Annotated in this window: 5 protein-coding genes; 3 read left to right on the top strand and 2 right to left on the bottom strand. The window is 57.6% G+C overall.

What is annotated here, in order from left to right:
* Positions 1-504: 504 nt before the first annotated feature.
* Positions 505-1,278, bottom strand: coding sequence for a siderophore-interacting protein (locus ABLV30_RS26930; protein WP_049079316.1), 774 nt, complete (start codon positions 1,276-1,278; stop codon positions 505-507).
* A 238-nt stretch (positions 1,279-1,516) separates the two neighbouring features.
* On the opposite strand from ABLV30_RS26930, the gene ABLV30_RS26925 reads away from it, so the two are divergent.
* A complete protein-coding gene (locus tag ABLV30_RS26925) occupies positions 1,517-2,071 on the top strand; it encodes a PadR family transcriptional regulator (protein WP_004854392.1) in 555 nt (184 codons plus the stop codon).
* Positions 2,072-2,311: 240 nt separating this feature from the next.
* Positions 2,312-3,691 (top strand): putrescine aminotransferase, encoded by a 1,380-nt coding sequence (gene ygjG / locus ABLV30_RS26920; RefSeq protein ID WP_004854393.1) that lies wholly within the window; start codon positions 2,312-2,314, stop codon positions 3,689-3,691.
* 37 nt (positions 3,692-3,728) lie between these two features.
* Here ygjG and ABLV30_RS26915 read toward each other — a convergent pair whose 3' ends face one another.
* The gene (locus tag ABLV30_RS26915; protein WP_014226909.1) at positions 3,729-4,061 is read right to left on the bottom strand and encodes a tRNA-binding protein; all 333 of its coding nucleotides are present in this window, start codon (positions 4,059-4,061) and stop codon (positions 3,729-3,731) included.
* Between the two features lie 219 nt (positions 4,062-4,280).
* Here ABLV30_RS26915 and ebgR point away from each other — a divergent pair, with 219 nt between their 5' ends.
* Positions 4,281-5,264, top strand: a complete 984-nt coding sequence (gene ebgR, locus ABLV30_RS26910) for a transcriptional regulator EbgR (RefSeq protein ID WP_032720237.1) — start codon at positions 4,281-4,283, stop codon at positions 5,262-5,264.
* Positions 5,265-5,492: the final 228 nt, after the last annotated feature.

Genomic DNA, 5,492 nt, shown 5'->3' with positions numbered 1-5,492 from the left:
CGGGAAATTCTGCCACTCTGCGCTCTGCTCCCGGGGGCGGCGCTTAACGCGCCTTGCCCGGGCTACGGGTTCACCCCCGTCTGCAAGCCGGTCGCCCGGACAGATGCGCAGCATCGCCTCCGGGAAATTCTGCCACTCTGCGCTCTGCTCCCGGGGGCGGCGCTTAACGCGCCTTTCCCGGGCTACGGGTTCACCCCCGTCTGCAAGCCGGTCGCCCGGACAGATGTGCAGCATCGCCTCCGGGAAATTCAGCCGCTCTGCGCTCTGCTCCCGGGGGCGGCGCTTAACGCGCCTTGCCCGGGCTACGGGTTAACAGCCGTCTGCGGGCCGGTAGCCCGGACAGATGCGCAGCATCGCCTCCGGGAAAATCAGCCACTCTCCGCGCTGCTCCCGGGGGCGGCGCTTAACGCGCCTTGCCCGGGCTACGGGTTAACCGCCGTCTACGGGCCGGTAGGGCCAGTAGCCCGGGTAAGGCGCCAGCCGCAACCCGGGGTTTCTCCGCGTTTATTTGCTGTGCCAGTAGGCCTGCGAACGCACCAGTTGCGGATCAATCTCCGGGCCTTCAAAGCGCGCCAGCAGCGATTTCACTACCGCGCCTTCCCCGGTCAGCCAGATAAAATAATCCTCAGCCGGCACCGCAATTCGCGCCAGGCGCTCGGCCACGGCAGTGGAGTGATGTCCCACCACCCACTCGATATGAAAACCATCGAGATCGGCCAGGTAATCTTGATAAGACTCATCGCCAATGGTGACGATCGCCGTGACCTGCGGGCGCGTCGGAAGCTGCTGCAATCCCAGCAGACGGCGGCGCAGCGCGGGCATGCCTGACTCATCGGTCACATACAGCTGCCAGGCGTAATCTTCCGGCACCACCAGCGAACCGCGCGGCCCGCCGATCACCAGCTTATCGCCCGTTTTCGCCGTCAGCGCCCAGCTGCTGGCAATACCGCCATCGTGAATAAAAAAGTCGTACGCCAGCTCATGACGCCCGGCGTCGTACAGCGGCGTATAGTCGCGGGTCGCCGGACGCACACCATCGCCCCAGTTAATGCCTTCATCCGTCACCTCCGGCGGCGTGAACGCAGCGCCCGCGGCCGGGAAAAAGAGCTTGGTGTGGTCGTCAAAACCCTGGGAAACAAAGCCTTCCAGCGCCTCTCCGCCCAGCACGACGCGCTGGAATGCGCTGCCGATACGCTCGACGCGCAATACGGTTAACTCACGGAAGCGCAGTTCATTACGTACGCGCTGCGGGTATTTGGGGTGTCTGGTCGTTGTCATCTTTTATCGCCTTCGTGAACGGAATAGATATATCTAAAAATCTTGCAAATGATAATGATTGCCATTAAAAAAGAATGCAAGCGTTTTTTGATATAGTCATAGAAAAACGCCACAAAAGCCAAAATCAAAAATTAAAACGTTAAATATCAACTAAATAAAAAATAAATTTACTACTTTGTTGCTACTTTATTATTTTTAGATATAAATTAGATATATCAAATAATCACAGGAACAAAACATGAGACACCATCACGAAGAAGGCCGTGGCCCACGCGGACGCCACGGGGAACATAGCGAACACGGCGAGCACGGTCGCAGAGGCGGCGGACGCCGGCAGCGCTTCTTTGGTCACGGCGAGCTGCGCCTGGTGATTCTGGATATCCTCACCCGCAATGCCAGCCACGGTTACGAACTGATTAAAGAGATCGAAACCCTGACCCAGGGCAACTACAGCCCGAGCCCCGGCGTCATCTACCCGACGCTCGATTTACTTCAGGATCAGGGATTAATCAGCGTGGCTGACGAAAACGGCCGCAAAAAAATCGCCATTACCGCCGAAGGCAGTCAGCTGCACGCGGAGAACCTGGAGCAGCTGGAGCATATTCAGACCAGGCTGCAGGCGCGCATGGTGGGCTGTGAACTCCGTAAAAATCCGCAGATGAAGCGCGCGCTGGAGAATTTTAAGGCGGTACTGGATTTAAGGGTTAACCAGCAGGAAATAACCGAAGCTCAGCTAAAGCAGATCGTCGGCGTCATTGACCGCGCGGCAATGGAAATCTCCCAGCTCGACTAGCCCTCTGCCCCATCGCCGGGCAGCCTGCACCGCCGCGAAGCACGCGGCGGGACCCCTTCTGCGCATGGTTTCACGCCTTCAGGAGTAAAACATGCCAATAATTTCGCGATAAGATTAAATTTTGCTCAACCGCAATTTCACGTTGCGTTTATCCCGATTTTCCTGGCCCGCGCCGAAGTGGCGTAATCCCTGCAATACTTAATTCAGTATCATGTGATACGCCCCGCCCAGGAGCATATTTTGAACAGGTTACCTTCCAGCGCATCGGCTCTGGCCTGCAGCGCACACGCACTGAATCTCATTGAGAAGCGAACGCTCGATCATGAGGAGATGAAATCACTTAACCAGGAGGTCAGGGAATACTTTAAAGAGCATGTGAACCCGGGGTTTTTAGCGTATCGAAAATCGGTCACTGCTGGCGGGGATTACGGAGCCGTAGAGTGGCAAGCGGGAGGGTTAAATACGCTTGTCGACACTCAGGGACAGGAGTTTATCGACTGCCTGGGTGGGTTTGGGATTTTTAATGTAGGGCACCGTAATCCAGTTGTCGTTTCCGCCGTCGAAAATCAGCTCGCTAAACAACCCCTTCATAGTCAGGAACTGCTGGACCCGCTGCGGGCCATGCTGGCTAAAACCCTGGCGGCCTTAACGCCGGGCAAACTGAAATACAGCTTCTTTAGCAACAGCGGTACCGAATCGGTCGAAGCGGCGTTAAAGCTGGCGAAGGCTTATCAGTCTCCGCGCGGCAAGTTTACCTTCGTCGCCACCAGCGGCGCGTTTCACGGTAAGTCGCTGGGCGCGCTTTCGGCCACCGCGAAATCGACTTTCCGTAAGCCTTTTATGCCGCTGCTGCCGGGATTCCGTCACGTGCCTTTTGGCGATATCAACGCGATGCGCACCCTGCTGAGCGAGTGCAAAAAGACCGGCGATGACGTCGCGGCGGTGATCCTTGAGCCTATTCAGGGCGAAGGCGGGGTGATTCTGCCGCCGCCGGGCTATCTGCCCGCGGTGCGCAAGCTGTGCGACGAGTTTGGCGCGCTGCTGATCCTCGATGAAGTGCAAACCGGCATGGGGCGCACTGGCAAGATGTTCGCCTGCGAGCATGAAAACGTCCAGCCGGACATTCTGTGCCTTGCCAAAGCGCTGGGCGGCGGCGTCATGCCGATTGGCGCAACGGTCGCCACCGAAGAGGTATTCTCGGTGCTGTTCGATAACCCGTTCCTGCATACCACCACGTTCGGCGGCAACCCGCTGGCCTGCGCGGCGGCGCTGGCGACCATCAACGTGCTGCTGACGCAAAACCTGCCCGCGCAGGCGGAGCAGAAAGGCGACATGCTGCTGGACGGCTTCCGTCAGCTGGCCCGCGAATATCCGGATCTGGTGAATGACGTGCGCGGCAAAGGTATGCTGATGGCCATTGAGTTTGTCGATAACGAAATCGGCTATGACTTTGCCAGCGAGATGTTCCGCCAGCGCGTACTGGTGGCCGGAACGCTCAACAACGCAAGGACGATCCGCATTGAACCGCCGCTGACGCTGACCCCTGAGCAGTGTGAACAGGTGCTAAAAGCGGCCCGCCTGGCGCTGGCGGCGCTGCGGGTTTCGGTGGAAGAGGCGTAGTGACCTGCCCTCTCCCTCACTGGGAGAGGGCATTGCGTTATACCACCCGCACGCCAGCAGGCATCGCCCTTTCCGGCGTAAGCAGTACGCTTTCGCTGCCATCGTCGGTTTCGGCGCAAAGCAGCATGCACTCCGAGGTTTCACCGCGCATTTTGGCTTTCGCCAGATTACACAGGACCACGACCGTTTTTCCCAGCAGCTCTTCTTCGCTGTAGTACGGCACGAGGCTGGTTACCGTCTGCAGCGTGCGATCGCCAACATCAATCCGGGCAATATAGAGCTTGTCGGCATTCTCATGTCGTTTTATCGCCACAATTTTTCCCGTACGCATTTCCAGTCTGGCAAAATCAGCATAAAGCACCGTTTCCATCTTGCACCTCTCAAGTAAAATTTTAGTAAAAGATAACAAATGTCGGCGAGGTTTCCGCATAATAGTGCGAAGAATGTTAGATTCATCACTCTTTTGCGCGGTGGAAACGCTGCGGCGGGGATGAATAATACGGCGGAAATTTACTGAAAAGAGATGCAGCTGCCCGCGCTTGCTTTACAATGGTTTGCGTCGATGGGGCAACGTCAGATAAGGAAAACAATGGCCACACTAAAAGATATCGCGACCGAAGCAGGCGTTTCACTGGCGACGGTTTCCCGCGTTTTAAACGACGACCCCACTCTCAACGTGAAAGAAGAGACAAAACATCGCATTCTTGAGGTGGCGGAAAAGCTGGAATATAAAAGTACCAGCTCGCGTAAGGCTCAGGTTCACACCGTCGGCCACCACCATATTCTGGCCATCTACAGCTACCAGCAGGATCTGGAAATCAACGATCCTTACTATCTGGCGATCCGCCATGGCATCGAAACGCAATGCGAAAAGCTCGGTATCGAGTTGACCAACTGCTACTTTAACAACGCGCTACCCGAGCTGAAAAAAGTGACCGGCGTTCTGATTGTCGGCCAGCCTTCGCGGGCGATTCGCGACGCCGCCACGGCGTTAACCGACAACGTCTGCTTTATTGATTTCCATGAACCCGGCAGCAGCTATGACGCCGTCGACATCGATCTGGTGCGCATCGCCAAAGAAGTTATCGACTTTTTTATCGCCCAGGGCGCGCGGCGCATCGGCTTTATTGGTGGCCAGGATGAGCCGGGTAAAGCCGACATCCGCGAAGTGGCCTTCGTCGAATATGGCCGCCTGAAGGGAGTGGTTTCGGAAGAAGATATCTGGCGCGGCGGGTTTTCCAGCTCCTCCGGCTATGAGCTGGCAAAAACGATGCTGGCAAAGGCGGATTTCCCCACCGCGCTGTTCGTCGCGTCAGACTCTATCGCCATCGGCGTGCTGCGCGCCATTCATGAACGCGGTCTTTCGATCCCGGAAGATATTTCGCTCATTAGCGTTAACGATATCCCCACCGCGCGTTTTACCTTTCCGCCGCTCTCCACGGTGCGCATTCATTCAGAAATGATGGGCAGCCAGGGCGTCAACCTGCTGGTTGAGAAAGCCCGCGATGGCCGTGCGCTGCCGCTAAACGTCTTTGTCCCCAGCGTGCTGAAGCTGCGCGGCACCACCCGCTAATCCCGTTTCTGACGCTAAATCCTCTGCGCCCGGCCCCCGGGGGCGGCGCTTATCGCGCCTTGCCCGGGCTACGGGTTCACCGCCGTCTGCCAAACGGTAGCCCGGACAGATGCGCCAGCATCGCCTCCGGGAAACTCCACCTCTCTGCGCTCTGCTCCCGGGGCGGCGCTTGACGCGCCTTGCCCGGGCTACGGGTTCACCGCCGTCTGCCAAACGGTAGCCCGGACA

The organism is Klebsiella sp. CN_Kp113, assembly GCF_040064585.1.
GTDB lineage: Bacteria > Pseudomonadota > Gammaproteobacteria > Enterobacterales > Enterobacteriaceae > Klebsiella > Klebsiella michiganensis.
This window is presented reverse-complemented; position numbering and strand designations above follow the sequence as displayed.